We start from the raw sequence: 26,365 nt of genomic DNA, 5'->3' as shown, positions 1-26,365 counted from the left end.
GGGTTTTATGTACCCAGACGCACCAGGGCGGTTTGAATGCCGTTGTCGCCCAGAAGTTTCTGCGTTTGCTCGGCCTGCTGCGCCGAGGTGAACGGCCCCAAGCGAACGCGGTAAAGGGTGCGCCCGTTGACAACTCGCTCATCGACATGCGCCTCCTGCCCGGTCAGGGCCACCTTGGCGCGCTGGCGCTCGGCGTCTTCGCGTGTGCTGTAGGCGCCGACCTGCAGCACATATTGCACCGTACCCTGCGCGGCGGGCCTGGCCGATGTTGCCGGGCTCGTCATGCCGCCAGGGCCTGCAGCCGCTGCGGCCTGGGACGCTAGCGGTGCGGGTTGCCCCAGTCTGGCCAGCGCCTGAGGCGAGAGCGGCCTGCTCGCCACCGTCACGGGCATGGAGCCGCTGCCCGCGGGCGGTGTGGCGGTTGCGCCGCTCAGCCCCTGATTGGGGTTCCAGTTGCCGCTCCCGGATGCCGCATTGCCGGGGCGTTCCTGGAATCGGTTCATGAAGGGCAATGGCGCCTTGGTGATGTAGAGCGCAACGCCGAGTGCGATCGCCAGACCGATGACCAGACCGGCGATCAGGCCGATCACGGTGTCGCCGAACTGGCGGTGAAGTGGGGTGCGTTTGGACATGAAGGGCAGGAGTATGCGTTGTCGATGAAGCCTGGCGGAAGCGTTGCGGCGCTTACATGCGCAGCGGCGCGCTCACGCCGAGCACGGCCAGTGCATTGTGCATCACCTGACGCACGGCGCGCAGCAGGCGCAGGCGCGCATGCCGCAGCGGCAGTTCGTCGACCAGCACGCGCTCGGCGTTGTAGAAAGCGTGAAAATCCGCAGCCAGATCGCGCAGATAGAAGGCCACCTGATGGGGAGCAAGCTCCTGCGCGGCGGTGGCCAGGACCTGCGGATAACGCGCCAGGGCAAGTTGCAGCGCGCGTTCGCGCGGTGCGGTGAGCCGGGACAGATCGGCCTGATCCAGCAGCGCGGGCTGCGCCGCGTCCTGCGGGGCGCGGGCGGCCCATTGTTCGAACACCGAATTCACCCGGGCATGGGCATATTGCACGTAGTAGACCGGGTTTTCATCGCTTTGCGCCAGGGCGAGATCGACGTCGAACACGAATTCGGTATCGGCCTTGCGCGAAACGAGGAAAAAGCGCACGGCGTCGCGCCCGCGCTGCAGCGCGGCCTGCCGCTCGGCATCGCTCATGTCCTCGCGCACGCCGCCGGACCATTCGATCAGGTCGCGCACGGTCACATAGCTGCCTGCACGCTTGGAAATTTTCACTTCCTGCCCGCCGCGCATCACCGTGACCATTTTGTGCAGCACATAGTCGGGATAGCTCGCGGGAATGCCCAGGTCCAGCGCCTGCAACCCGGCGCGCACCCGGACTATGGTGCCGTGGTGATCCGACCCCTGGATGTTCACCGCGTGGTGAAATCCGCGCTGCCATTTGGCCAGGTGATAGGCCACGTCGGGAACGAAGTAGGTGTAGGTGCCGTCGGACTTGCGCATCACGCGGTCTTTGTCGTCACCGAACTCGGTGGTGCGCAGCCACAGCGCGCCGTCCTGTTCGTAGGTGTGCCCGGAAGCCTGCAGCCGCTTGACCGTTTCCTCGACCCGGCCATCGGCGTACAGGCTGGATTCGAGGTAATAGGTGTCGAAACGAATGCCGAAGGTCTTGAGGTCGAGATCCTGTTCGCGGCGCAGGTACGCCACGGCGAAGCGGCGGATATTGTCCAGATCGTCGGTCTGCCCGCTGGCGACGATGGGCCTGCCCTGATCGTCAGGCACCGACTCGCGCGCCAGAAAATCCTGCGCGATGTCGGCGATGTAGTCGCCGTTGTAGGCCGACTCGGGCCACTGCGCATCGCCGGGCTTGAAACCGCGCGCCCTGGCCTGCACCGACAAGGCGAGCGTCTGGATCTGCACCCCGGCGTCGTTGTAATAAAACTCGCGCTGCACCGCCCAGCCCTGCGTGGCGAGCACGGCGGCGATGGCATCGCCCAGCGCCCCCTGGCGTCCATGTCCCACGTGCAGCGGCCCGGTCGGGTTGGCCGAAACGAACTCCACCAGCATGGGCTGCCCGCACCCGGCACGCGAATGTCCAAACGCCGCGCCAACCTGCTCCACCTCCAGGATCACCTGCTGCAGCACCGCGGGCTTGAGGTGGAAATTGATGAAACCGGGCCCGGCGATTTCGGTGCGGGCGATGCCCGAAGCCAGATCGGGCTCGGAGGTCAGCGCGGCAATGATGTGCTGCGCCACCTCGCGCGGATTGCGCTTGAGTGGCCTGGCCAGTTGCATCGCCAGATTGCTGGCCAGTTCGCCATGGTCATCGCTGCGCGGGCGGCTGAGTTCGACAGTGCCTGAAAATTCCGGCAGCAAGGCGCAAGCGGCCCGTTGCAGCGCGATGGTCAACCGCGCGGTGAATTCGATCATTATGGAAAAGTTGTGAAGACGCAAAATCGGCATTTTATGAGTCTGCCGCCGGTCTGCGCGCCTTCATGACCGTATGGTGTAATGATTTGCCGGTTTGCGACCTTGTATTGCACGGCTGTCCGGCAACAATACCACTTGTAACAACACAACTTGGAGAAATCATGAACAAACTGATCGCCACCCTCGGTCTTGCCCTTGGCCTGCTGGCCCTGCCCATGCTGTCTCAAGCGCAAGGCACCCCGCAGCAAAGCCGCATGGCCCAATGCAACAAGGAAGCCACCGGCAAGACCGGTGAGGCCCGCAAGGCCTTCATGAAAGAGTGTCTGGCCAGCAAGCCCGCCGCTGCCCAGGCGCCCCAACAAGCGGCCATGCCTGAACACAAAGCCGAGCGCCAAGCTGAGCACAAGGCTGCTGCGGGCGAGAAAAAACTGACCCCTCAGCAACAGAGAATGTCGCTTTGCAGCAAGGATGCCAAAGCCAAGGGCATGAAGGGCGAAGAGCGCAAGAAATTCATGAGCGAGTGCCTGCGCAAGAAGTGATTGCCTCGCCAGAAGCCTGGGTTCATCCCGCGACCCCGCCTTGGTGGACGCTTTAGACGACGCACCTTCGGGTGCGTTTTCATTCGTCGGGTTGACGGGCTGGGCTACTGCTGCACGACGGAAAAGTTGCGCAGTCCCAGTCCCAGCAACTGCTGCACGAGGGTGGCATCCGGCGCAACGCCCGCGAGCGGTCCGATCTGGACGCGATAGAAGGTTTGCCCGCGTATGTAACCCGGCACCACCAGCACGTCGGCTATGCCTGCAGCCTGCAGGCGCGCTTTCTCCGACTCGGCGTTGGCTTGGAGGATGAAGGCGCCGGTCTGCACATAGTTCAGAGGCGAAGCGGAGGGCGCGGGCGCCATCGCCTGGTCGGCCTGCGCCGAGCCGGTTGCCGCGACCTGCGGCGAGGTGACGGGCAAGGTCGGTGCGGGCTGGGGCATGGAAGGCTGCGCGCTCGCGCCTGCGCCAGAGGCCGGAGTTTGCGGCCCGATAGCGCCCGGCGCGGAAGGCGACTTGAGCGGCGGCAAGGTCTGCACTTCGATGGACTCCGGCACCGGGGCGACGGGCTGAGTGGCGAACTGTTGCGGAGCAAACTTTGACTGATCCGGCAACGGAATGTGCTGCGGGACGGCGGCCGGCATAGTAAGGGTTTGCGGGGTCTGCGGCGCAGCCGCCTGAGCGAACTGCAAGGGCGCGTTCGCACCCTCGGGCAAGGCCACGACGCGCACGCGCGCCGTTCCCGTTCGGGTCACACCCAGGGCCTGCGCGGCGCCCATCGACAGATCGAGCAGGCGCCCGCTGACAAACGGGCCGCGATCATTGACCAGCACCAGGGCACTCAGTCCGTTGTCCAGATTGGTCACCTGCACACAGGTCGGCAGCGGCAGAACGCGGCTCGCTGCCGTGAATCCGCGCGGGTTGAAACGCATGCCCATCGAGGTGGTCGTGCCGGACTCCCAGCCATACCAGGAAGCGATGCCGACCTCGTCATAGCCGTCCGCGCTGCGCAAGGGCGTATAGCTGCGGCCATGTACGGTATAGGTGCGGTTATAGGCTGCGCGCAGATTGGGCGGCGGCGCATGGCAACCCGCCTGTGCGTTGACCGGCTCCCCGCTCGCCACACTGCGCGAAGGCGCACTGGCGCAGCCTCCCAGGGCCAATCCCAGCAGCAGGGTTGCGGCAATCAGTGGCCCATGCTTGCGTCCTTCAAGCAGGCCTGAAACTTCCAGGTTTGCCTTCCTTGCAAGCTGACCTGCATTCATTCGCCGACTCCGTCTTGCCCCATCCTATGCATCGTAGGGCGATGAAGCCCAAAAAAGAACAGCCCGCATGGGCGGGCTGTTCTTTTGCAACAGTGCTGAGCGCCGTTCAGTGCGAGCGGCCGCGGAGCTTGCGAATGGCAGCGAGCTGCGCTGCCAGCATGGCGAGTTCGCCCTCGACCACGGCGACGTCCTGTGCCTCTTTGGCATGGGCACGCGCTTCCTGAGCGGCCTTGAGCGCCTCGTTGGCCTTGGCTTCGTCGAGGTCCTTGCCGCGAATGGCCGTGTCGGCCAGGACGGTGACGCGCTTGGGCTGCACTTCGAGAATGCCGCCGGCGACGAAAACGAATTCTTCCTTGCCGCCTGCGGCATTGGCTTCGGCCAGCTCGATGCGCACCGAGCCGGGCCTGATGCGGGTGATCAACGGGGTGTGGCCGGGCAGAATGCCCAGCTCACCCGATTCGCCGGGAAGGGCGACAAAACGCGCCTCGCCGGAGAAGATGGACTCCTCGGCACTGACGACGTCGACATGGATGGTGTTCATGGCTTCAATCCGGAACGTGATGCGGTTTCAGGCTCCGGCTGTCGGTCCGTTTGGGCAGACCGCGCCGGATGGGATCGCCTCAAGCTCATGAGAAAACACAGGGCCACCCCAAGTTTTCTCATCCCCCTCGGAGGGCCTGACGCGAATGCAGCAGGTTCTGGGGGCGCTCTCTGGCTTAGCTGAGCTTCTTGGCCTTTTCGAAGGCTTCGTCGATGGTGCCGACCATGTAGAACGCCTGCTCGGGCAGCGCGTCGCACTCGCCGTTCACGATCATCTTGAAGCCGCGGATGGTTTCCTTCAACGGCACGTATTTGCCGGGCGATCCGGTGAACACTTCGGCCACGTGGAAGGGCTGCGACAGGAAACGCTGGATCTTGCGCGCCCGTGCCACGGCCTGCTTGTCTTCCGGAGAGAGTTCGTCCATGCCCAGGATGGCGATGATGTCGCGCAGTTCCTTGTAGCGTTGCAGGATGCCCTGCACCGCGCGGGTGGTGGAGTAGTGCTCTTCGCCGATGACGTTGGGGTCGATCTGGCGGCTGGTCGAGTCGAGCGGATCGACGGCCGGGTAGATGCCCAGCGAGGCGATGTCGCGGCTCAGCACCACGGTGGCGTCGAGGTGGTTGAAGGTGGTCGCGGGAGACGGGTCGGTCAGGTCGTCCGCGGGCACGTACACCGCCTGGATGGAAGTGATGGAGCCGGTCTTGGTCGAGGTGATGCGCTCCTGCAGCTTGCCCATTTCGTCGGCCAGCGTCGGCTGATAGCCCACCGCGGACGGCATGCGCCCGAGCAGCGCCGACACTTCGGTTCCGGCCAGGGTGTAGCGGTAGATGTTGTCGACGAAAAACAGGATGTCGCGGCCTTCGTCGCGGAAGCGCTCGGCCATGGTCAGGCCGGTCAGCGCCACGCGCAGGCGGTTGCCCGGCGGCTCGTTCATCTGGCCGAACACCATCCCGACCTTGTCGAGCACGTTCGACTCCTTCATTTCGTGATAGAAGTCGTTGCCCTCGCGGGTGCGCTCGCCGACGCCGGCAAACACCGACAGGCCGCTGTGCTGCTTGGCGATGTTGTTGATGAGTTCCATCATGTTCACGGTCTTGCCCACGCCGGCGCCGCCGAACAGCCCGACCTTGCCGCCCTTGGCGAAGGGGCAGACCAGGTCGATCACCTTGATGCCGGTCTCGAGCAGATCGACCGAAGGAGACAGGTCATCGAACTTCGGCGCCGACTGGTGAATCGAGCGGCGCTCTTCGGTGGCGATGGGACCGGCTTCGTCGATGGGGCGACCCAGCACGTCCATGATGCGGCCCAGCACGGCCGGGCCGACCGGCACTTCGATCGGCCTTCCGGTATTGTTCACTCGCATGCCGCGGCGCAGCCCGTCGCTTGCGCCCATCGCGATGGTGCGCACCACGCCGTCGCCGATCTGCTGCTGCACCTCGAAGGTCAGGCCTTTTTCGGCCAGGCTGTGCTCATTGTCTTCGGCCAGAGCCAGGGCGTCGTACACCTTGGGAATGGCGTTTCGGGGAAACTCGATATCGATCACAGCGCCGATGCACTGCACGATCTTGCCTTGCGCTTGAGCCGTCGTCATATTGCTCTCCAATGGTTTGAATCCGGTTGGCCGGGTTGGGGGTCGGATCCGGGCCGCGTCAGACCGCGGCGGCTCCGCTCACGATTTCCGAAAGTTCTTTGGTGATCGCCGCCTGTCGGCTCTTGTTGTAGACGAGCTGCAACTCGCCGATCACGCTCTTGGCATTGTCGGAGGCCGATTTCATCGCCACCATCCGCGCCGATTGCTCACAGGCCATGTTTTCGGCCACTGCCTGATAGATCAATGCCTCGATGTAACGCACCAGCAGGGCATCGATCACCGGCTTGGCGTCGGGCTCGTAGATGTAATCCCAGCTATGCGACTTTTCCTCTCCCGCCTTGACGGCCAGGGCGTGTGCGGGCAGCGGGACCAGCGGCTCGATTTCCGGCGCCTGCTTCATGGTGTTGACGAAGCGGCTGAACGCCAGGTAGACCGCGTCGAGCTTGCCTTCCTGGTAGGCGTCGAGCATGACCTTGACCGGCCCGATCAGCTTTTCCAGATGCGGCTTGTCGCCGAGCTGCACGGCGTGCGACGTGATATGCAGACCCAGGCGCTGCAGGAACTGCAGGCCCTTGTTGCCAATGGCGCAGCATTCGATCTGCACGCCGTCGGCCTGCCATTCCTTGATTCTCCCCAGCGCCATGCGGGTGATGTTGGTGTTCAAACCGCCGCAAAGCCCCTTGTCCGTCGTCACCAGAATGAGGCCGACGCGCTTGATCGGCTCGCGCTTGATCAGGAAGGGATGGGTGTATTCCGGGTTGGCCTGGCGCAGATCGCCCGCGATGATGCGCACGGTATCGCCATAGGGTCGTGCCGCGCGCATGCGTTCCTGGGCCTTGCGCATCTTGGATGCGGCCACCATTTCCATCGCCTTGGTGATCTTGCGTGTGTTTTGCACACTCTTGATCTTGACGCGAATTTCTTTCATTCCAGCCATTGAATTACTCCTGGGTCAGACCGAAAGGCTTCGGCCCGCCGGTCTCGTCCGTCATGGAATGAATTAGTACGCACCGTTTTTCTTGAATTCGGCGATCGCATCCTTGAGCTTGGCTTCGTCGTCCTTGGAAAGATCCTTGGCCGATTCGATGCTTTGCACCAGGGCGGCGTGCTGGGTCTGCAGATGATCGTGCAGCCCCTTCTCGAAAGGCAGCACCTGCTTCACATCCAGATCGTCGAGATAGCCGTTGTTCACCGCGTAGAGCGAAGCCGCCATCTGCCAGACCTGCGCGGGCTGATACTGCGGCTGCTTGAGCAGTTCAACGACGCGACGGCCGCGTTCGAGCTGCTTGCGGGTGGCTTCGTCGAGGTCGGAAGCGAACTGCGCGAAGGCCGCCAGCTCGCGGTACTGCGCCAGGTCGGTGCGGATGCCGCCCGAGAGCTTTTTGATGATCTTGGTCTGCGCCGCACCACCCACCCGCGACACCGACACACCGGCGTTGATCGCGGGACGCACGCCGGCGTTGAACAGATCGGTTTCGAGGAAGATCTGGCCGTCGGTGATCGAGATCACATTGGTCGGCACGAACGCGGACACATCGCCGGCCTGCGTTTCGATGATCGGCAATGCGGTGAGCGAACCGGTCTTGCCCTTGACTTCACCATTCGTGAATTTCTCGACGTACTCGGCGCTGACGCGGGCGGCGCGTTCGAGCAGGCGGCTGTGCAGGTAGAACACGTCGCCGGGATAGGCTTCACGCCCTGGCGGGCGGCGAAGCAGCAGCGAGATCTGGCGATAGGCCCAGGCCTGCTTGGTCAGATCGTCGTAGATCACCAGTGCGTCCTGACCGCGATCGCGGAAATACTCGCCCATGGTGCAGCCTGCGTAAGGCGCCAGGTACTGCATCGCGGCGGAATCGGAAGCCGAGGCGGCCACGACGATGGTGTAGTCCATCGCGCCGAATTCCTGCAGCTTGCGCACCACGTTGGCGATGGTCGAGGCTTTCTGACCGATGGCGACATAGATGCAGATCAGGTCCTTGCCCTTCTGGCTGATGATCGAGTCGACAGCCACGGCCGTCTTGCCAGTCTGACGGTCGCCGATGATCAGCTCGCGCTGGCCGCGGCCGATGGGCACCATGGCATCGATCGCCTTGATGCCGGTCTGCACCGGCTGCGACACGGATTGGCGCCAGATCACCCCAGGGGCGATTTTTTCGATAGGGTCGAGCTGCTTGGCTTCTACCGGGCCCTTGCCGTCGATGGGCACGCCCAGGGTATTGACCACGCGGCCGATCAGTTCGGGGCCGACGGGCACGGAAAGAATCTCGCCGGTGCACTTGACGGTGTCGCCTTCGGAGATTTGCTCGTAAGGGCCCAGAATCACCACGCCGACGGAGTCGCGCTCGAGGTTGAGCGCCAGGCCGTAGGTGTTGTTCGGGAATTCGAGCATTTCGCCCTGCATCACGTCGGACAGCCCGTGCACGCGCGCAATTCCGTCGGTCAGGGACACGACGGTGCCCTCGTTGCGGATATTGGCGCTGGCGTCCAGGCCTTCGATACGGCTCTTGATGAGTTCGGAAATTTCTGCGGGATTGAGTTGCATGGGAGCCTCTTGAGACTTAAGCGGTGAGAGCGACTTTCATCTGCTCCAACCGGGCGCGAACCGAGGTATCGAGCACTTCGTCACCAACGGCGACGCGCACTCCCCCGATGAGCATTGGGTCGATTTCCACGGTGGCGTGCAGCTTGCGGCCGTATTTGCGTTCGAGCGCCTGCACCAGGCTATCGAGCGCCTCGCCTTCCAGCGGGAAGGCGCTGGTCACCACGGCCTCGACCCTGCCTTCTGCCTCGTCCTTCAGTGCACGGAACTGTTCGGCGATCTGGCTGGCGGCTGCGAAGCGCCGGTTCTCGGCCAGCATCTCGACCAGATTCTTCAATGCAGGGGGCACGGCATCGGGCAATGCACCCAGAACCAGATCGACCAACTGACGCGCCGAGACCCTGGGGCTGCCCATCACGTCGCGCAATGCGGGATCCGAGGCGATCTGCGCGATCTGATCCAGCATGTCTGCAGCCTGCGCGGCCGGGACGCCGGCGTCTCGTACTGCGGCAAAAGCGGCTTCGGCGTAGGGACGGGCAATAGTGGCGAGTTCTGCCATGATGCGCTCCGATTACAGCTCGGCCTTGAGCCGGTTGAGCAGATCGGCATGCACCTGCGGATTGATCTCGCGATGCAGAATGGCCTCGGCGCCCTTGACCGCCAGCGCCGCGACCTGATCGCGCAACTGATCGCGCGCCTTGACGGCCTGCTGATCGGCTTCCGACCTGGCCTGCGCCACGATGTTCGCCGCGACCTCCTCGGCCTTTTTGCGCGCCTCTTCGATCACGGCCTGCGCACGACGCTCGGCCTCGGCCAGACGAACCGCGCTTTCCTGGTGCGAGCGGGCCAGCTCTTCCTCGACCTTGCGGTTGGCCGAAGCGAGTTCTGACTTGGCGCGATCGGCGGCTGCCAGACCGTCGGCGATTTTTGTTGCGCGTTCATCGAGGGCCTTGACGATGGGCGGCCACACGAATTTTTTCGTGAACCACGCCAGCAGCAAGAAAACGATGATCTGCGCAATGAGTGTTGCGTCCAGATGCATGGCGCTAACCTTTGCTTCAGATGGGTGAACGGATCGTTGCTGGAATCAGGCGGGGATTACTTCAGCACGAACGGGTTGGCGAAGGTGAACATCATGGCCAGACCGACACCGATCAGGAAGGCCGCGTCGATCAGACCGGCCAGCAGGAACATCTTGGTTTGCAGTTCGTTCATCAGCTCGGGCTGACGTGCGGCGGATTCGAGGTATTTGCTGCCCATGATGCCGATACCGATACAGGCGCCATTGGCGCCCAGACCAATGATCAGACCCGCGGCCAGTGCGACATATCCGAGAACGTGTTCCATGCTTGCTCCTAGTGAGTTGAAGAGTTGAAGAGAAAAAGAAAGAGAAAAGAAATCGGAAAAAAGCGATCAGAAACGATCAATGATGATCATGCGCCTGGCCGATGTACACCAGCGCCAGCATCATGAAAATGAAACCCTGCAGCACGATGACAAGCAGGCTGAAGATCGACCAGGCCAGACCGGCGGCGATGTTGCCGAAAAACAGCGCCCAGCCCGTCAGACTGCTCAAGCCGGCAGCACCCATCAGGGCGATGATCATGAACAGGATTTCTTCGGCATAGAGGTTGCCGAACAACCGCATGCCGTGTGAAAGCGTCTTGGCGAGATATTCGAGAATCTGCATGGCGAAGTTCAGCGGCCACAGCAGAAAATGATTGCCGAACGGCGCCGTGAAGAGTTCATGCACCCAGCCGCCGATGCCTTTGATCTTGATGCCGTAATACAGGCTGAGCAACAAAATGGTGATGGACATGCCCAGCGAGATCGACAGGTCGGCAGTGGGAACGACACGCAGGTAGACATGCTCGGGATCGACCCCGGGGTGCGCCATCTGCCACAGCCTCGGCAGCAGATCCACCGGCAGCAGGTCCATCAGGTTCATCATCACGATCCAGACGAACGAGATGAACGCCAGCGGGGCCACAAACTCGCGCGACTTGGCGTTGCGCACAATGCCGCGCGCCTGCTCGTCGACGAACTCGACCAGAAACTCCACCGCCGCCTGCATCCGCCCCGGCCTGCCGCTGGTCATGTTTTGGGCGACGCGCCACAGCACATAGCACGCAATCACCCCCAGCAGCACGGAAAAGAAGATGGAATCGATGTCGATGATGCCAAAGTCGACCACTCCGGTACGCGGACCGCTGGTCCAGTGCGTCAAGTGGTGAACGATGTACTCGCCTGCGGTGATGGTGTGTTGTTCTGCGGACATGGTCGACTAATGATGGAGGGCCGCCAGCGCGGCACGACTTGAATGGATCAGGCTGCGCCACACGATTTCCTGCCGCGCAGAATCAAGGCGACCCAGTACACCTGCAAGGTCACGGCGACTGCGATCAGCATCGCCGCCCAACTCAGGGGCTGCACGATGCGCGGCGCGAAAAAAAGAAGCACGATGGTCAAACCGATTTTCAGCAATTCCCCCAGCGCAAAACCGTAAACCGCCACGCCGGGTTTCAATCTGGACAGCCAGAGCCGAATGGACAGAGCGAACAGCGCCGAGGGCACGGCGATGATGGCCGCGCCGTACAGGGCAGACCAGACGACCGAGAGCTCGCCCGCGGCAAAAAACCAGCTCGCCACGGCAACCGCCAGACCGACCACGGCCTGCAGCGCCACCACGCGCCAGACGGAAACCTGCGGCTTGCGCAGCAGCAGGCTCTGCGCTTCGGCGCGCGTCAAGGGCGCTGCCGACGGCAGGTCTTGCTCGTCTTTCCAGGGATCGATGGATGGCACGGTTTGGTTCAAAGCGAAAACACTCAGATCAGCAATGCGGACGACTCTATGGCCAGCCCCTGGTTTGAAACTACGTTGAATATGGGTTGAAGCCTGTCCGCCACCCTCTCGCAGCCAGTGATCGGTTGTTGCGGCGGGTAACAATTGGCGCGCAGGTCAAATGGCGAAAGTATAGGGGAAAGTGGATACAGTTCCAGTTTTTTTCGTGCCGCAACATCTAACATTGTGTCGGGTCAACATTCTGTCATTTTGTTGGCGGGCTCGCAGCCACCGACCTCGATTCGTGCCTGCGTGCACGGCGCCCAACTTCAGGAACATTCATGGTTGCTCTGCTGGTCTTCTTGCATCTTGTCGCCGCGATCGTCTGGATGGGTGGCATGGCGTTCATCCTTTTTGCCATGCGGCCCACCGCCTTCGCCCTGCTGCAGCCACCTGTGAGACCGCAGTTCATTCCAGGGCCTGTTCACGCTATATCTGCACCCGCGCCGGGGGTCTGGGCGGATGCAATGCGAGGCGCAGGCCGCGCCGTGGTGGTCTCCACCACAAGCGGACTGCAACGTGGCAGTGCGCCGCCCACACCCCCGGCCCGAAGGGTTGCCTCCAGACGGGGCGTCTGCGGCGTTGTCGGGCAGGGGCAAGGCAGCCAGCCTTGCCCCTGCCCTCCGCCTTGCATCCCTCCCCGCCTGGGGGCAACGCGGGTGCAGATATAGCGTGAACAGGCCCTTGCGACGCTGCAACGCTTCTTCCCCCTGGTCTGGCTCAGCATCGGCGTGATTCTGGTCACCGGAGGGATCATCATGGGGCAAGTCGGCTTCGCCCGGGCGCCTGTCGGCTGGTATGCCATGTTGGGCATCGGCCTGGTGATGATGGCGATCTTCGCGCACATCTACTTTGCGCCTTTTCGCCGCGCACGTCTGGCCGCCTCTGGGCAGGACTGGCCCGCGCTGGGACGCGCGCTGGAGCAGATTCACCCGCTGGTGGTGCTCAACTTCACCTTGGGCTGGATAGCGATTGCGCTTGTGCTGCTCTGGCAATGAAAGCCCCGACACTCAACCGCACATCGATCGCGTCAGCGCATTCCAGACCGTATCCGGTGTGATGCGATTCAGGCAGTTGAGATGCCCCAGCGGGCAGGTGCGTTGAAAGCACGGGCTGCAATCGAGTTGCAGCCAGAGGGTGGCGCTGCGGTGCGCTGCAGGAGGCGTATGGCGAGGGTCTGTCGAACCGTACACCCCCACGGTCGGCCGGCCCAGCGCAGCGGCGACGTGCATCAGACCGGAATCGTTGCTGACCGCGCCGGCACAGCTTGCAAGCAGGGCGATGGCTTCGCCCAGCCGCGTGGCTCCGCATAGATTGACGCTGCCCGGCGCGCGCAGGGCAATCTCGGCTCCGGCGGCTTCATCCCGCGGGGCGCCAAGGATGGCGACGGCGTAACCGGCGTTCTGCGCCTGGGCAGACAGAGCGGCGTAGTGTGCGACCGGCCATTGCTTGGCCGGGCCATACTCCGCGCCGGGGCACAGGGCGATCCAGCGCGGCGGCAGACCGAAGCGGCTGCGCATGGCCTCGGCCTCGGCAGCAGGGACGAGCAGGGTCGGCTCTGGAAGGGCTGGCCCGTTGATCGACCCGTCGAGCTGCGCCAGCGCGGCGTAATACTGCCGCATATCCGCGCGGCTTTCCTGCCCAATCCGCGGAACGCGGCAGGACACGGGCGACAGCGCCATCGGCTCCGAGGCTTCTCTCGCGCGGGCGGGCACGCCGGCTTCGATTCGATCGGTCAGCAGCAGGCCGCGCGCTTCGCCGGAATGGCCGATGCGCCGCGGAATGCGCGCCAGCCACGGCACGAGACGCGCCTTGACGTTGTTGCCGAGGATGTAGGCGCGCTCGAACCCCTGGTCACGCAGCTCGGCAGCGATGCGCCAGCGCAGCCCGAGATCGAGTCGTCCATGCGCAAAGGGCGCCTCGATGACCTCGCCCACGCCCGGCATGGCGCGCAATACGGGGGCCACACTGGGCAGCCCCAGCGCGCTGACCTGTTCGCCCCGCCCGGCCAGCAGCGCCACCAGGGGCTGGGCCATCACCGCGTCGCCGATCCACTGGGGAGCGATCAGCAGCACGCGGGGCATGGACGCACGCTCAATGCCCGTGGACCACTTCGCCTTTGGCCAGGCGATAGCGGGTGCCGCAGTAGGGGCAGGCCACTTCGCCGTGGGTCACGTCGAGATAGACGCGAGGATGACTGCTCCAGATCGGCATGTTCGGATTGGGGCAATACGCCGGCAGATCCTTGGCCTTGAGTTCGACCACGGGCATGTCGGGCTTGGGAATGGCGCTCATGTGCAGATCTCAGTCAAGTGGCGGGGGTGCCGTGATCAGACCATCGACAGCCAGTCGGCGTACTTCGGATTGCGTCCGCCGACGATATCGAAGAAGGCATTCTGGATGCGCTCGGTGATCGGTCCCCGATGCCCAGGGCCGAGGGTGATGCCGTCGAGCTCGCGGATGGGGGTGACCTCGGCCGCGGTGCCGGCGAAGAAGGCTTCGTCGGCGATATAGACCTCGTCGCGGGTGATGCGCTTTTCCCTGAGGGGCAGGCCCAGGTCTTCACAGATGGCGAACACGGTCTTGCGGGTGATGCCGTTGAGCGCGCCCGAGGACAGGTCCGGGGTGTAGAGCACCCCATCGCGCACGATGAAGATGTTTTCTCCAGCCCCTTCGCTGACGAAACCCTGCGGATCGAGCAGCAGCGCCTCGTCGTAACCATCGTTGGTGACCTCCATGTTCGCCAGGATGGAGTTGGTGTAGTTGCTCACCGCCTTGGCATTGACCATGGTGATGTTCACATGATGGCGCGTGTAGCTGCTGGTCTTGACGCGGATGCCGCGCTTCAGGCCCTCTTCGCCCAGATAGGCGCCCCAAGGCCAGGCGGCGATCATCAGGTGAATGGTGTTGCCGCGCGGCGAGACGCCGAGCTTCTTGTCGCCGATCCAGGTGAGCGGACGGATGTAGCAGGAATCGAAGCCGTTGGCCTTGACCACGTCGATCTGCGACTGCATGGCCTGCTCGAAGGTGAACGGAATGTCCATGCGCAGAATCTTGGCGCTGTTGAACAGGCGCTCGGTGTGGTCGCGCAGGCGGAAGATGGCCGTGCCCTTGTCGGTTTTGTAGGCCCGCACGCCCTCGAAGGCGCCGCAGCCGTAGTGCAAGGTGTGCGTCAGCACGTGAATCCTGGCATCGCGCCACTCGACGAGCTGACCGTCCATCCAGATTTTGCCGTCGCGATCCGACATGGAGGCAGGCATGACCATGATGTGTTATCTCCGGGAGGTAAAAAAATCATTCTAGGCCGGACTTGAAGTCGCGGCCGAATGCACCTGACCGACAGGCACATGGCGCGCGGCCGATTGCACATGACCGGCCTGATCATCGAAGAAAAAATCGGGCTGGAATTCGCGCAGGAACGGCCCCTTGTCCAATCCGCCGAGGAACATGGCTTCATCGACGGTGATGTTCCAGTGCATCAGGGTGCGCACGGCGCGCTCGTGCGCCGGGGCGCTGCGCGCCGTGACCAGGGCGGTGCGCAGGCGCATGGGGGTGGAGCCATCGGTGCTGGCTTTTTGCAGGCGGTGCAGCGCTTCGAGCAGGGGCTTGAACGGACCCGGGGGCAGCGGCAGCGCCGCCCTGTCTGCTTCGTGCTGCTGGAAGGCCGGCAGTCCCTCGGCCTGGTACACGCGCTCGGCTTCGTCGGAAAACAGCACCGCGTCGCCGTCGAAGGCGATGCGCACCTCATCGGGATGCGCCTCGGAGGCGCGCGCCGAGTCGGGATAGACCTGCGCCGCCGGATAGCCGGCGTGCAGGGCCGCGCGCACGTCATCGGGCTCGGCCGACAAAAACAGATTCGCCTGCAAGGCGTGCAGATATTGATAGGGCGCGCGGCCCCGCGTGAACACGCCGCGCTCGATGGGCGTGCCGTGATGCCTGGCGGAGTTGAACACGCGCAGCCCGGACACCGGATCGTTGCGCGACAGCAGCACCACTTCCACCCGGTCGCGCTGCGCGTCGCTGGTGTTGAACGCCAGCAGCTTGCGCACCAGTTGAAACGCCACGCCGGGGCTGGCCGGGCGCTCCAGGCGGTCGAGCTGCAGCCGCATGTAGGCGGCATCGTCGGCCTGCTCGAACACGCGGTTCTCCTCCTCGAAATCGAACAGCGCGCGCGAGGAAATCGCCACCACCAGACGGTCGTTCAAATCAGCGGGCATGGTTACTTCACCAAGTTGTTCATCTGAATGATGGGCATCATCACGGCCAGCACGATGAGCAGCACCATGCCGCCCATGACCAGGATGAGCAGCGGCTCCAGGAGGGTAGTGAGGGTCAGGGCGCGGCGCTGCACCTCCTGCGCATGCTGCACGGCGGCGCGGTCGAGCATCTGCGGCAGCGTGCCGGTTTGCTCGCCCAGGCGGATGAAGGTGATGAGCACCGGCGGGAAGCGCTTGTGCAGCGCCAGCGAAGCGCTGAGCGAAGCGCCTTCGCGCACCAGGGCGATGGCTTCTTCGGCGTCGGCCTTGAGCAGGCTGTTGCTCAGCGTGTCCGCAGCGGCCTGCAGCGCACGCAGGATGGGCACGCCGGCAGCGCCCAGAATGCCCAGGGTGCTGGCGAAGCGCGCGGTGTTGATGCCGCGGATCAGCCGCCCGAACAGCGGACTGCGCAGCAGCATGGCGTCGAACGCCAGCCGAGGCCCCGGCAACTTCATCGCCTGAGCAAACGCGATGCCGCCGATGACCAGCAGGGTCAATATCAGCCAGCCCCAGGCGCGCATGAAATCGGACACGGCGATCAGGCCGACGGTGAGCAGCGGCAGCTTCTGGTGTGCGCCCTGAAACACGCCGACCACCTGCGGCACGACATAGGTGAGCAGCAGCACCACCACGGTCACGGCCACCAGCACCACGATGGCCGGGTAGGCGAAGGCCTGCACCAGCTTGCCCCGCAGCGCCTGCTGGTCTTCGAGGTAGTCGGACAGCCGCTCCATCACCAGACCGAGATCGCCGCTGTCTTCACCGGCGCTCACCAGCGCGCGGTAGATGGGCTTGAACTCGCGCGGATACTGCGCCAGCGCATCGCCCAGGCTGTGGCCGGCGGAGACCTCGCTCTTGAGGTTGGACAGCAGATTGCCGATCTCGGCGCGGTCGGCGTCTTCGGCCAGGGCGGCCAAGGCTTTTTCCACCGGCAGGCCCGACACCAGCAGGCCGGCGAGCTGGCGGGTGAACAGGGTGCGCTCCTGGTTGTTGAACACCCGGCGGGCGAAGCGGCGACCGCTGGCCTGCGCGGCTTCTTCGTGGATGCCTTCGACCTGCAGCGGGATCAGCCCCCGGCTGCGCAGCAGGGTGCGCGCGCCGCGGGCGCTGTCGGATTCGAGCACGCCGGACTGTTCGGCGCCTGCGGCGTCCAGGGCGACAAAGCGGTAAGCGGGCATGGGGCGGCGGGAAAAAGTCAGTCGCGCGTCACGCGCAGCAACTCGGCCAGGCTGGTGATGCCGCTGTCGATATAGCGTTGCCCGTCCTGGCGCATGGTGCGCATGCCCTTCGCCTGCGCCAGTCGGCGCAGCTCGGCCTCCGAGGCGCGCGCGTGAATGGCCGCGCGCAGGCCGTCGTCGACCTCGAACAGCTCGAACACGCCGGTGCGCCCGGTATAGCCGGTATGGTTGCACGCGGGACAGCCCACGGGGACGAAACCCTGACCATCTGGCGACGGCATCTTGCACGCCGGACAGAGCTGGCGCACCAGCCGCTGCGCCAGCACGCCCAGCAGCGAGGAAGCGAGCAAAAAGGGCTCGACCCCCATGTCGGTCAGGCGGGTGACGGCAGAGATGGAATCGTTGGTGTGCAGGGTGGCGAGCACGAGGTGGCCGGTGAGCGAGGCCTGGATGGCGATCTGCGCGGTTTCGAAATCGCGGATTTCACCGATCATCACCACATCGGGGTCTTGCCGCAGGATGGCGCGCAGCGCGCGGGCAAAGCTCAGGTCGATGCGGGGGTTGACCTGCGTCTGGCCGATGCCGGGCAGGTCGTATTCGATCGGATCTTCCACCGTCATGATGCTGGTGGTGGCGGCGTCGAGCCGGGTGAGCGCGGAGTAGAGCGTGGTGGTCTTGCCGCTGCCCGTCGGCCCGGTGACCAGCAGGATGCCGTGCGGCGCGCGGATGAGGGCGTCGAAGCGGTCGAGCATGTCGGGCGCCATGCCCACGGCGCGCAGATTCAGCTTGGCTGACGATTTGTCGAGCAGCCGCAGCACGGCGCGCTCGCCATGCGCGCAAGGCAGGGTGGAGACGCGCACATCGAGCGTGCGCCCGCCGATGCGCAGGGCGATGCGGCCATCCTGCGGCAGACGCTTTTCGGCGATGTCGAGCTGCGAAAGAATCTTGATGCGCGAAATCAGCGCGCCATGCAGCGCCTTGTTCGGGCGCACGACTTCGCGCAGCGTGCCGTCCACGCGAAACCGCACCACCGAGGCGGTTTCGTAAGGCTCGATGTGAATGTCGGAAGCGCCTTCACGCGCGGCCTGGGTGAACAGCACGTTGAGCATGCGGATGATGGGCGCGTCGTCGGCGGCTTCGAGCAGGTCTTCGACCGCCGGAATGTCCTGCATCAGCCGACCCAGATCGACATCGCCCTCGACTTCGCTGATGACCGAGGCGGCGCTGCCGTCGCGCGCGGCATAGGCCGCGCCGATGCGCGCCTGCAGGTCTTCGGCGGTGGTGCGATGCACCGCAGTGAGCACATGCTGGCGCTGCACCTCGGCCAGCGCCGCGGGCCGCGTGGCCTCGCACATCCAGAGTTGCACGCCCTGGCCGTCGTCTTCGGCCAGCACGGCCTGGTCGCGGCAGAAGGTATAGGGCAAGGGATGACGCACGGACATGGTGATCGGTCGTTCAGTGCAGTCGTTCAGTGCTGCGGCGTGAGGATGACGCGCAGCCGCCTGCCCTGTACCTCGGTGGCGTAGCGCGTGGTCTGGTTCAGGTTGAGAATCACCCGGGACTTGCCCTGCGAGTCGATGACATCGGCGGACCGCAGCGGCCCGAGATCGAAGCGCTGGGACTTGCTGCCGAGCAAGGAATGGGCGCCCTGAAAATCGAGAACCAGCCGGATCGGGTCGCTCAGGGTGAAGGCGGTGGGCGGCGCGGTCAGCGGTTGCGAGAAGCCGAGTTCGACCACGGTCGCATCGGCCTGGCGGTGGGCCTGCAGGCTCTGCAGGGTATTGACGCCGGGGCTGGGCTCAGTCGTGGCGCGAGGCGAGGCCAAGGGTGGTGCCGCAGCGCCGCCGGGCTCGCCCGCTGGAAGTTCATCGGCCTCGTCGCGGAATGAGGGCAGCACCGGCCCCGGCATATAGGGCATGCCCAACTGCGGCGGCAGTTGCGCCTGATTCTGCAGGCCGCGCATGGCTTCATAACGCTGCTGGCTGAGGACGTTGCCCTGATTCTCGGTGCGCACCACGATGGGCCGCAAAAACACCATCAGGTCGGTCTTGGTCGCCGTGCGCGAATTGGAGCGAAACAGCGCGCCCAGACCGGGGATGTCGCCCAGGCCCGGAATCTTGCTGTTGTTCTCGCTCACGTTGTCCTGCATCAGCCCGCCGAGCACGATGGTCTGGCCGTCGTTGACCAGCACCGCGGTCTGGATCGAGCGCTTGTTGGTGATGATGCCCGCGGTGTTGGACTGGCTGGAAATGCTCGACACCTCCTGATAGACGTCCATCCTGATGGCGCCGCCTGCGGTGATCTGCGGCCGCACCTTGAGCGTGAGGCCCACGTCCTTGCGCTCGATGGTCTGGAACGGCGTGACCGTGGCGGTGGAACCCGTCTGCGCATACTGGCCGGTGATGAAGGGCACGTTCTGACCGACGACGATCTTGGCCTCCTCGTTATCGAGGGTCATCAGATTGGGCGCGGACAGGATGTTGGCGCCGTCGTGCGTCTGCAAAAAGTTGGCCAGAAATCCGAGCGTGACCACTCCGGCGAAATCGTGCAGCACGCCGATGTTCAGGCCGTTGGGGATGTTGAGCGTGCCGTTGGCGATGGCAGTTCCTGCGCCGCTGCCGCTGGACAGCCCGGCCTGCAGGTTGATGATGTTGCTGCCGCCGGTGCCGAAGTTGGTGCCGCCGACGATGGCGTTGTTGTTGCCCGCGCTTGCGGCGATCGACTGCCACTGGATGCCCAGTTGCGCCGCCTTGTTGGCATCGACCTCGGCGATCAGCGCCTCCACATAGACCTGCGCGCGCCGCACATCGAGTTTCCCGATCACCCGGCGCAGTTGCATGTAGACCGGCTGCGGCGCGTTGATGATGAGGGCGTTGAGCGCATTGTCGGCATAAACCGTGCCGCCCTGCGGCAGGTTGACCGTCGAGTCGCCGCCGGTGGCGCCGAATTCCGGCGCCTGGCCCAGCCCCGGGCTGGTGGCGTCGTAGGAAGCAGAAGAAGATGGGTTGCCGTTGTTGCTGCCACTCATCGACTGCGTGCCCCCCAGCGGCTTGGTCTGCGAGGGTCCGCCGGAAGAAGCGCTGCCCGCACCCTGCGCGGCCAGCACGCCGCGCAGGGTGCGCGCCAGATCGGCCGCATTGGCATTGCGCAGATACACCACATGGATGTTGTCCTGATCGCTTTGCGGCCGGTCGAGGCGGTGGATCATCTGCTCGATCTCAGCCAGTTGCGCCCCATTGGTGGCGCGCACGATCAAGGAATTGCTCGCGTTTTCCGGCAGGATGACCGCGCGCATCGCTGCGCTGTTGGCGAAGGCTGCCTGCGCACCGGGAGCACCCGGCCCGCCCGGTTGGGCCGTCTGCATGTCGATGAGTTTTTGCAGCGTCGGCGCCAGATCGCTGGCCACCGCATAACTCAGCGGCACCACGGTGACATCGGTGCCTGTGGGCACGTCGAGCCCGGCGATGATGCGCGCGATGCGCTTGAGGTTGTCGGCATAGTCGGTGACGACCAGCGCATTGCCCGAGGGGCTGACGTTGATGGTGTTGTTGGGCGAGATCAGCGGCCGCAGCACCGGCAGCAGGCTGCTGGCCGAGGCGTTGCGCAACTGGAAGATCTGCGTCACCACCTGATCGCCGCGGCCGGGAATATGAGACGGCGCCAGCCCCACGCCCACCGGGCCGCTCTGCAGCTTGGCGTCGGCCTCGGGCACCACCTGATACACGCCGTCATGCTCCACCACGGCAAAGCCCGCCAGACGCAACTGCGTGAGCAGCGCCTGAAACACCCTCTGCGGCGACACCGGCTTTTCGAACTGGAGGGTGACCTGCCCCCTCACCCGCGGATCGACGATGAAATTGCGCCCGGTCGCCGCGGCCACCGCCTGCACCGCACTGGCGATGTCGGCGTTGACCAGGTTGATGGTGAGATCGCCGCTTGCATTGCGCCTTGCATCGCCCGCCGTGCCCGAGGGCGCCTGCGCCATCACCGGTTGCAGCATGAGCAAAGGCACGAGCAGCAGCGCCAGATAGCGACGCATCCGGCGGCTGGCGTGATGTTCGGGTTTCAAGTCGGGATGCATCGCGGCGTTCCTTGATTCTTGGGGTTGTTCTGCGGCTGTCGGGGCGCGTGAATATTCAGATGGCGATTCGCACATGGTCGCCCTCGCGCCGTCCGAGGAGCGACAGCAGATTGGCCATCGCCGCTTCGTTGCCGGGCGCCGCCCGGCCGGTTCCTAGAAACTGCAGCGCCTGGCCGTTCCAGACCCCTTTGCCCTGCAACAGCAGCGGCCCTTGGTCGCTGCGCAGATTGATCTGCGCCTCGGCGCCCTGCCCGGTGATGCTCAGCGTGTAGCTGCCGATGGGCGCCACCACGCTCAGGCGGGATGCCACATCCGGCAGATCGATTCTCAACTGCCCCGCGATCCGCATCCGCCCGGCCACCGATTCTAGGAGCAGGCCCCGCAGGGTGAATCGCGCCTGCCCCCGCAGCGCAACGGTGTTCCAGGGCGTGCCCAGCCCATCGAGCACCGACAGCGGCAGGACGCCCTGCCAGGGCGCATCCGGCCCGCCATTCGCCGGGCGCAGCGCCACCGCGGTCTGCGACCAGCCGAGCTGGGCGCTCGCCTGCAAGGGCTGGGGCGAGACCTTGGGCCAGTCGATCGTTGCCAACAGCCGACCGCGCCAGAGTTCGCCCAGACCGATGCTCCAGTGCAGAGTGCCGGGCAGCACGGTCGCGCCGCGGCTGCCCGCCCCGCCTTCGAGTACCAGCAGCGCAGAGCCGTCGCGCCAGGTGCCTTGCGCCTGCGCGAGCAGGACATGCTCGCCGCTGGCCTTCCACACCGCCGCACTCAGCCAGCTTGCCGGCGCCTGCCACAGCAGCGCCCACAGCGCGCCGAGCAAAGCCGCCAGCCACAACCCGCGGCGGCTGAAGGCGCGTTGGCGTTTGACCGGCCTGCGCGACGACGAACGCCCGCGCGACGACGACGCGGACGAGCGTTTGCCGGAAGATCGCCCGGGGCGCGCCGGATCGGTGGATTTGGGTGTGCCGGCCATTCATCCGCCACCCGATCCCTGCCGCGACAGATGCACCGTGCCGCTGAGCGCGCCGTCCTGTCCGCGCTCGAGATCGGCGCCATCCACCTGCGCCGACCAATCGCGCCGCGCCGCCTGCGCCAGCGCAGGCAGGGTGGCCGGGCGCAGCGCCGTGATGCTCAGCGTCACCTCGCCCGGCAGCACCTGCGCCTGCACCTTGGCGCCGGGGTCGACCCGTTTGAACCAGGCCACGATGGCCGCCTGCAGATCGCCGCTGAATGCCGGTGCCGATGGTGCGCTGCGCAGCGCGGCAATTCTCTGCGCGTCCTGCTGCAGGGTTTGCAATTGCTGCTGCAGGCTGACGATGCGCTGCGGCGCGGTTTGCAGCGTGCGCCAGGCCGGTTTGATCGCAAGCAGCCACAGCAGTGCAGCCAGCACCAGCACGGCGGCAGAGCCGACAGCAAAGCGCTCGCGCGGCGACATCGCCGCCCAGCGCTGGCGCCCGAGCGCCACGGCCTGCGGCAATCCCCGGTACCAGAGCGCCGACAGCGCGGCGACGCGGCTGCCTTGCGTCGCGCTCATTGGATGGCCCCCGTCACGCTCAACACATCGCCCTGCGCCACGCAGGACAGGCCCGCAGGGGTGCAGCGCGCGGCGGCCTGCGCGGCCGCATCGCCCGGCAGGGTGAGCTGCAACTGCCCCGGGCTGAACTTCAACGCCGTGGGCACGATGCCCGGCGGCACGACTACGCTGGCGCGGCCCATGAGCACGTCGAGATCGCCGTCTCCGGGGCGGCCAGTGCGCAGGCGGGCTTCAACGAGCGCACGCTGCACCTGCAGGCGCGCATCGAGAATAGCGGGCACGCCGGGCAAGGCCTCGGCGGCGGTGGCGTCGAGTTTCTGCCGCAACTGGCTTTCCTGCCGCGAGAGCATGAACGCGGCGGCATTCATGCCCACAAGCTGCACGACGGCCAGCAGCCCCAGCAGGGCGCCGACGCGCCGCCACGCGGGCGTGGCCAGTTGCTCCCGCACACCGGCCCAACCCCGCGACAGCGCATGTTTGGGCGCCAGGTCGAACTGCCGCAGGTTCCACGGCGACTGCGCCGCGCGCGCCATCCATCCGGCATCGCTGATCGTGGCCGGGGTGAGCTCGGGCGGCAGATCGAGCCAGCTCAGTTGCGGCTGCGCCTGATCCTGCACCCAGAGATGTTCGGGCGTGACCGGCAGCGGCAGCGCCTGCGGCGCGGCGGCATCGGCGGCCAGGATGAGCGGCAACCAGGCCGCCTCGCCCTGCAGATCGCGCCACAGCAGGCGCGGGCCTTGCTCGGAGGTTTGCAGCAGCGCGTCGCCCGGCGCCAGCAGGGCGGCTTCGGGAACGATGCCAGACGGCTCCTGTCCGGCCTGGGTGAGGTCGGCGATGGCCTGCTGCAGCAGCGTCTTTTGCACCGCGCAGGCCAGGGTCACGCTGCCGTCCTCGGCGAGCGGCCCGACGCTCAGATGCAGTTGCCCCGCGTCCTGCAGCAGACGGTCTTCGAGCGCCCCGTTCAGCGCAGCCTGCAGTCGGGAAGACGGCATGGCGGGCAGCGTCACCGCCATCACCGAGGCGTCGAGCGCATCGACCACGGCCACCACGCGGGCGCCGCGCGGCAGCAGTGCGGCTTGCTCCCGGCCCGAAGACAGCAGCCTGTCATTGGCGCTCAGCAGCACGTACTCCAGCTCCGGCAGCGGATGCGCAGTGGCCAGAGGCGGCAGGCGAAGAACCAGGGTTTGCATGATGGCGGCGATTGTAGAGAGGCTTCGTTACCGTAAAGGTAGGGGAAAAACAATGCGTTGGAACACATTCTTGAAACCGGCTCGTCCGATCTCGTCAGTTTGCGCCCTGGTCGGATTCAGGCGCAGCCGCCAACCAGGGGGGCACGCGCTGGATGCGCACCACCTGCGAGAACACCCCGGCCCGCTGAATCAGCGCGCGCTCGGCGTATTCCAGCCGGTCGATGCGCACGCGGGCAATGGCGTCGAAGTAGCCGGTGGCCACGCTGACCAACTGCGGATTGACGGTCGTGCCTTGCGGCAGCAGGGTGGAAATATCGCCCAGATTGCGAAAGTACGCGCGCTTGCGCGCCTCGACCAGCGCCTGCGCCGCATCCAGGCTCACCCCGAGCACGGCGGCCAACACCACCGGGCCGGCGGTGTTGGCGTTGACCGGGGTGGCCTGAGGCAGCAGGGTGACGGCCGAGGCGAGCCTGGGCAGGGCCTGCGCCACGGTCGGGCCCAGGCGCGCCAGATCCTGCAACTGCTGCAGCGGCAGTGGCGAATTGGCAACATTTTCCCGTGCTGCGGCGCCAAACGGGCTACTCGCCGCCATGCCGTTGGCGATGGTCGCCGCCACGCTGGAGGGCAATTGCAGCGCCGCGCACAGTCGCTCTAGGGCCAGCAGCGCCTGCGGGTCGATGGTCCCGGCCGGGGCCAGATCGCGCAGATTGAAACGGCTCTGCGCATCCGTGATGCGCCCTTCGAGCCAGGCGTCGGGCAGGCCCGCGCTGTCTCTCCCGCGCGCAGCGAGAAAGGTCGACAGCCGTGCCTCGGCCAGCGGCACCGACCAGGGCTCGCCGAGGTAATCGGCCGTCGAGGTCATGGCGTCTTCGCGCAGGATCAGCCGGGCCCAGTCGATCGAGCCGCGCAGAATCCAGCGCGCCTGCGTCTGCTCGCGCGCGGTCTGCTCGCGGGCGATGGCGCTCCACTGGCTCCAGAACATGCCCGAGACCATCACCGCGGCCAGCGCGGCGATCAGCATGGCGGTGATCAGCGCCGCGCCCCGCTGCTGCCCGGTTGCGCGCTTCATTCCCGGTCATCCAGCAAAAAATCGCGCTGCAACTCGCCCGTCAGCGCCTTGCCGGCAAACTGCAGCCGCAAGCGCACCGCAGCCGGGGTGGCCGTGCTGACGGCGAGTGCGCTGCCTGCTGCAGCACTGGCCGATGCGGCCGGGGTGCTGCCGGTCGCGTTCGCCGCGGTGCCTGGGTTGACCCAGGCGCCCGACTGCTGCAGCAGCCCGATGCCGGCGTAGCGATAGAACTGGACCTGCATCCCCGCCACGCCGGGCAGAATGGTCAGCAAGGGGGCGGTGGAATTCTGCAAGGCAGCCAGCAACGCCGCGCGGCTGGCGGTGGGCGCGCTGGCACTGCGCTTGAGCGCGCCGTCCTGCACCGTCCAGCGCACGACCTGCAGCTCGCCCGCATTCGGCGGCAGGCCGACGCCCGCCGCTGCGTCTGCCCGCACATCGCCGCCCAGCGGCTGCGCGGGGCGGCGCATGATGAACAAGCCGCCGCCGAGCAGGCTCACCGCAGGCAGTCCGGGCCCTTCCGATACCGCGTGGCGCAGATCGTCGCCAAACTGCTGCATGCCGTCGGCCAGACGCGAGCTGGTGGTGAATGCGCGGCTGGCGTCGTCGCGGCTGCGCGCCACCGCATCGAGCCCGCGCCAGCCCAGCACCGCCACCACCGCGAGAATGGTCACGGCCACCAGCAGCTCGATCAGGGTGAAACCCCTCTGGCCGGCAGCAGGGACTCGGTTCGGGCTCACTTACAGGTTCCCGATGATGGTGACCACCTGCCACGCGCTCCAGCCGCTGGCGTCGAGCACATTGACCTGCACGCGGCGGAAGTTGGGATTGGGCGTGGGCATCACATCCACCGCCACGGTGAATGGCACATTCGCCTGCGTGCAGGTGCTGGTGCTTCTCCCGACCGCTAGAAAGGTCTTGCTCAGACGTTGATCGACCAGAAAATTCTGCGCGCACTGCTCGGCCAGCACGGTCATGCGATAGCGCTGCGCGTTGTCGACGACTCCGCCTGCGGCCCGCATCGCCGCCAGCAGCGCAATGGCCACCACCGCCAGCGCCACCAGCACTTCGAGCAGGGTGAATCCGCGGGAGCTTGCCCCCACGCTTGCCGCTGACGCGGCGGCGCTGCCCCCCGAGGGGGCTGGCCCAGCCTTGGGGCGGCCCGGCGGCTGGGCCGATTTGCTTGCCCCCACGCTTGCCGCTGACGCGGCGGCGCTGCCCCCCGAGGGGGCTGGCCCAGCCTTGGGGCGGCCCGGCGGCTGGGCCGATTTGCTTGCCCCCACGCTTGCCGCTGACGCGGCGGCGCTG

27 protein-coding genes are annotated in these 26,365 nt (G+C 65.8%); 2 read left to right on the top strand and 25 right to left on the bottom strand.

What is annotated here, in order from left to right; all coding sequences use genetic code 11:
- Positions 1 to 5: 5 nt before the first annotated feature.
- Positions 6 to 632 (bottom strand): SPOR domain-containing protein, encoded by a 627-nt coding sequence (locus RBR52_RS08060; RefSeq protein WP_320376692.1) that lies wholly within the window; start codon positions 630 to 632, stop codon positions 6 to 8.
- A gap of 52 nt (positions 633 to 684) precedes the next feature.
- Positions 685 to 2,439 carry an arginine--tRNA ligase gene (gene argS / locus RBR52_RS08055; protein ID WP_320376691.1) on the bottom strand — a complete coding sequence of 585 codons (1,755 nt, stop codon included), beginning with the start codon at positions 2,437 to 2,439 and terminating at the stop codon, positions 685 to 687.
- 65 nt (positions 2,440 to 2,504) lie between these two features.
- Between argS and RBR52_RS08050 the strand changes: the two genes are divergently transcribed.
- A complete protein-coding gene (locus RBR52_RS08050; protein WP_413818309.1) occupies positions 2,505 to 2,978 on the top strand; it encodes a PsiF family protein in 474 nt (157 codons plus the stop codon).
- A gap of 104 nt (positions 2,979 to 3,082) precedes the next feature.
- On the opposite strand, the gene RBR52_RS08045 is transcribed toward RBR52_RS08050, so the two are convergent.
- The 10 genes from RBR52_RS08045 to RBR52_RS08000 form a co-directional block, all read right to left on the bottom strand.
- A complete protein-coding gene (locus tag RBR52_RS08045; protein ID WP_320376690.1) occupies positions 3,083 to 4,240 on the bottom strand; it encodes a septal ring lytic transglycosylase RlpA family protein in 1,158 nt (385 codons plus the stop codon).
- 106 nt (positions 4,241 to 4,346) lie between these two features.
- Complete coding sequence (locus RBR52_RS08040; protein WP_320376689.1) at positions 4,347 to 4,781, bottom strand: F0F1 ATP synthase subunit epsilon; 435 nt, start codon at positions 4,779 to 4,781, stop codon at positions 4,347 to 4,349.
- A 175-nt stretch (positions 4,782 to 4,956) separates the two neighbouring features.
- Positions 4,957 to 6,372: a F0F1 ATP synthase subunit beta gene (gene atpD, locus RBR52_RS08035; protein WP_320376688.1), complete on the bottom strand. Its 1,416-nt coding sequence runs from the start codon at positions 6,370 to 6,372 to the stop codon at positions 4,957 to 4,959.
- A gap of 58 nt (positions 6,373 to 6,430) precedes the next feature.
- On the bottom strand, positions 6,431 to 7,309 hold the full coding sequence (gene atpG, locus RBR52_RS08030; RefSeq protein WP_320376687.1) for a F0F1 ATP synthase subunit gamma: 879 nt from the start codon (positions 7,307 to 7,309) through the stop codon (positions 6,431 to 6,433).
- 63 nt (positions 7,310 to 7,372) lie between these two features.
- Positions 7,373 to 8,914 carry a F0F1 ATP synthase subunit alpha gene (atpA, locus tag RBR52_RS08025; protein WP_320376686.1) on the bottom strand — a complete coding sequence of 514 codons (1,542 nt, stop codon included), beginning with the start codon at positions 8,912 to 8,914 and terminating at the stop codon, positions 7,373 to 7,375.
- A 16-nt stretch (positions 8,915 to 8,930) separates the two neighbouring features.
- Positions 8,931 to 9,470 carry a F0F1 ATP synthase subunit delta gene (locus RBR52_RS08020; RefSeq protein ID WP_320376685.1) on the bottom strand — a complete coding sequence of 180 codons (540 nt, stop codon included), beginning with the start codon at positions 9,468 to 9,470 and terminating at the stop codon, positions 8,931 to 8,933.
- Positions 9,471 to 9,482: 12 nt separating this feature from the next.
- A complete protein-coding gene (locus RBR52_RS08015; RefSeq protein WP_320376684.1) occupies positions 9,483 to 9,953 on the bottom strand; it encodes a F0F1 ATP synthase subunit B in 471 nt (156 codons plus the stop codon).
- 56 nt (positions 9,954 to 10,009) lie between these two features.
- Entirely contained in the window at positions 10,010 to 10,258 is a 249-nt protein-coding gene (gene atpE / locus RBR52_RS08010; protein WP_013107156.1) for a F0F1 ATP synthase subunit C, read from the bottom strand.
- Between the two features lie 76 nt (positions 10,259 to 10,334).
- The gene (gene atpB, locus RBR52_RS08005) at positions 10,335 to 11,189 is read right to left on the bottom strand and encodes a F0F1 ATP synthase subunit A (RefSeq protein WP_320376683.1); all 855 of its coding nucleotides are present in this window, start codon (positions 11,187 to 11,189) and stop codon (positions 10,335 to 10,337) included.
- A gap of 47 nt (positions 11,190 to 11,236) precedes the next feature.
- Positions 11,237 to 11,713: an ATP synthase subunit I gene (locus RBR52_RS08000; protein WP_320376682.1), complete on the bottom strand. Its 477-nt coding sequence runs from the start codon at positions 11,711 to 11,713 to the stop codon at positions 11,237 to 11,239.
- 731 nt (positions 11,714 to 12,444) lie between these two features.
- On the opposite strand from RBR52_RS08000, the gene RBR52_RS07995 reads away from it, so the two are divergent.
- Positions 12,445 to 12,750 carry a CopD family protein gene (locus RBR52_RS07995; RefSeq protein WP_320376810.1) on the top strand — a complete coding sequence of 102 codons (306 nt, stop codon included), beginning with the start codon at positions 12,445 to 12,447 and terminating at the stop codon, positions 12,748 to 12,750.
- A 12-nt stretch (positions 12,751 to 12,762) separates the two neighbouring features.
- Here RBR52_RS07995 and waaF read toward each other — a convergent pair whose 3' ends face one another.
- The 13 genes from waaF to gspI all read right to left on the bottom strand — a co-directional run.
- Positions 12,763 to 13,836 carry a lipopolysaccharide heptosyltransferase II gene (gene waaF, locus RBR52_RS07990; protein ID WP_320376681.1) on the bottom strand — a complete coding sequence of 358 codons (1,074 nt, stop codon included), beginning with the start codon at positions 13,834 to 13,836 and terminating at the stop codon, positions 12,763 to 12,765.
- A 10-nt stretch (positions 13,837 to 13,846) separates the two neighbouring features.
- The gene (locus RBR52_RS07985; RefSeq protein WP_320376680.1) at positions 13,847 to 14,047 is read right to left on the bottom strand and encodes a zinc-finger domain-containing protein; all 201 of its coding nucleotides are present in this window, start codon (positions 14,045 to 14,047) and stop codon (positions 13,847 to 13,849) included.
- A gap of 35 nt (positions 14,048 to 14,082) precedes the next feature.
- Positions 14,083 to 15,018 (bottom strand): branched-chain amino acid transaminase, encoded by a 936-nt coding sequence (locus RBR52_RS07980; RefSeq protein ID WP_320376679.1) that lies wholly within the window; start codon positions 15,016 to 15,018, stop codon positions 14,083 to 14,085.
- 33 nt (positions 15,019 to 15,051) lie between these two features.
- Positions 15,052 to 15,969 (bottom strand): 5'-nucleotidase, encoded by a 918-nt coding sequence (locus RBR52_RS07975; protein WP_320376678.1) that lies wholly within the window; start codon positions 15,967 to 15,969, stop codon positions 15,052 to 15,054.
- A 2-nt stretch (positions 15,970 to 15,971) separates the two neighbouring features.
- A complete protein-coding gene (gene gspF / locus RBR52_RS07970; protein ID WP_320376677.1) occupies positions 15,972 to 17,186 on the bottom strand; it encodes a type II secretion system inner membrane protein GspF in 1,215 nt (404 codons plus the stop codon).
- 17 nt (positions 17,187 to 17,203) lie between these two features.
- On the bottom strand, positions 17,204 to 18,628 hold the full coding sequence (gene gspE, locus RBR52_RS07965; protein WP_320376676.1) for a type II secretion system ATPase GspE: 1,425 nt from the start codon (positions 18,626 to 18,628) through the stop codon (positions 17,204 to 17,206).
- 26 nt (positions 18,629 to 18,654) lie between these two features.
- Positions 18,655 to 21,267 carry a type II secretion system secretin GspD gene (gspD, locus tag RBR52_RS07960; protein ID WP_320376675.1) on the bottom strand — a complete coding sequence of 871 codons (2,613 nt, stop codon included), beginning with the start codon at positions 21,265 to 21,267 and terminating at the stop codon, positions 18,655 to 18,657.
- A gap of 55 nt (positions 21,268 to 21,322) precedes the next feature.
- Complete coding sequence (gene gspN, locus RBR52_RS07955; RefSeq protein ID WP_320376674.1) at positions 21,323 to 22,240, bottom strand: type II secretion system protein N; 918 nt, start codon at positions 22,238 to 22,240, stop codon at positions 21,323 to 21,325.
- Positions 22,241 to 22,801: a type II secretion system protein GspM gene (gene gspM, locus RBR52_RS07950; protein ID WP_320376673.1), complete on the bottom strand. Its 561-nt coding sequence runs from the start codon at positions 22,799 to 22,801 to the stop codon at positions 22,241 to 22,243.
- Positions 22,798 to 23,991, bottom strand: coding sequence for a type II secretion system protein GspL (gene gspL, locus RBR52_RS07945; RefSeq protein WP_320376672.1), 1,194 nt, complete (start codon positions 23,989 to 23,991; stop codon positions 22,798 to 22,800). The genes gspM and gspL overlap by 4 nt, the downstream gene beginning before the upstream one ends.
- Before the next feature lie 94 nt (positions 23,992 to 24,085).
- A complete protein-coding gene (gene gspK / locus RBR52_RS07940; protein ID WP_320376671.1) occupies positions 24,086 to 25,060 on the bottom strand; it encodes a type II secretion system minor pseudopilin GspK in 975 nt (324 codons plus the stop codon).
- Positions 25,057 to 25,797, bottom strand: coding sequence for a type II secretion system protein J (locus RBR52_RS07935; RefSeq protein ID WP_320376670.1), 741 nt, complete (start codon positions 25,795 to 25,797; stop codon positions 25,057 to 25,059). Before RBR52_RS07935 ends, gspK begins: the two co-directional genes overlap by 4 nt.
- Positions 25,798 to 26,365 (bottom strand): type II secretion system minor pseudopilin GspI (gspI, locus tag RBR52_RS07930; protein ID WP_320376669.1); only part of this gene is annotated, 568 nt, incomplete at its 5' end. It lies immediately after the preceding gene.

The sequence above is a fragment of the Thiomonas sp. genome (genome assembly GCF_034007205.1).
In the GTDB taxonomy this organism is placed as follows: Bacteria; Pseudomonadota; Gammaproteobacteria; order Burkholderiales; family Burkholderiaceae_C; genus Thiomonas.
Note: the sequence above shows the minus strand (reverse complement) of the source record. Positions and strands in the feature narration are given on the sequence as shown.